Origin of the sequence: Teredinibacter waterburyi (assembly GCF_001922985.1) — a bacterium.
Classification (GTDB): Bacteria; Pseudomonadota; Gammaproteobacteria; order Pseudomonadales; family Cellvibrionaceae; genus Teredinibacter; species Teredinibacter waterburyi.
On the sequence record NZ_MRUH01000004.1, the window covers coordinates 1 to 853 of the forward strand.

Consider the following 853-nt stretch of genomic DNA (forward strand, 5'->3'; position numbering starts at 1 on the left):
CGGACACGACCGACTAGAAATTGAATGCCACTCCCTGACTGCATCACTGCGATTTACCCTGCTACACCACTGCTGGAGCGGCACAAACTAAAAAGACAATTACCACAAACCTAAAACTGACAAAGCGCTTTTTTCAATACGCGCATAACGCCTCAAACACCGGCTTGGTGAAGTTGGCGGCTTTTTTGGAAAAAAAAAGGTGACAGCTTTACCAAGTCCGAGTGCTTTGACTTGTTAGCAGGCATTTGCTTAACCATTTTTACCTAACTTTAACATCCAAGACCTTGCAATCTCTTCGTTTGCTTGAGGCCAATCTTTGACTCTGTATAAATCTACGAGCAGAGAAATAGCCGCTGGGTTGTTTTGCTCGGCACTTTTTAAAAGAATAGGAAGTGCCTCGCTATATTGTTTTTGTTTGAAGTAATGCTCGCCTAGATAGGTGCAAGACTTATAAATATTATTGCCACAGTCATTTGTTAGAAAGGCTATAAAGTTCGTTTGATGGATAGCAATATCTTTGTCATTAAGCCTATCCGATAGGATTCCGAAGCCGTAATAGGCTTCTCGTAAAATTGCATCATTTCCTTCTTCTGAGGCCTTAAGTAAGCCTAAGTAAATACCTGCAATATGCTTCATATGCATATCGGAAGTCTTAACGTCTTGTTCTAAGCCTTCAATATACTGTTCGCTCAATTGCTTGGAGTAATAACTGCTAGCAATTGAAGCACCAATTATAAGGCCGCAGATGATTAATATTATATTCTTGATGACTTGCTCCATTCATTTAAGCCTGCTAACGCCAAGCTCACCTGCAATTTTTGCTGTGAGCGTTTGTGTAAAATGGAGCTGCGCG

1 protein-coding gene is annotated in these 853 nt (G+C 41.0%); it reads right to left on the reverse strand.

Annotated features, from left to right (window positions below):
* Nucleotides 1-249: 249 nt before the first annotated feature.
* Nucleotides 250-780 carry an SEL1-like repeat protein gene (locus IDZ20_RS00040; RefSeq protein WP_188149382.1) on the reverse strand — a complete coding sequence of 177 codons (531 nt, stop codon included), beginning with the start codon at nucleotides 778-780 and terminating at the stop codon, nucleotides 250-252.
* Between the last annotated feature and the right edge of the window lie 73 nt (nucleotides 781-853).

Bases quoted from the DNA above. Each gene is read 5' to 3' on its own strand.
- IDZ20_RS00040 (WP_188149382.1), bottom strand. From the start codon at position 780: ATGGAGCAAGTCATCAAGAATATAATATTAATCATCTGCGGCCTTATA.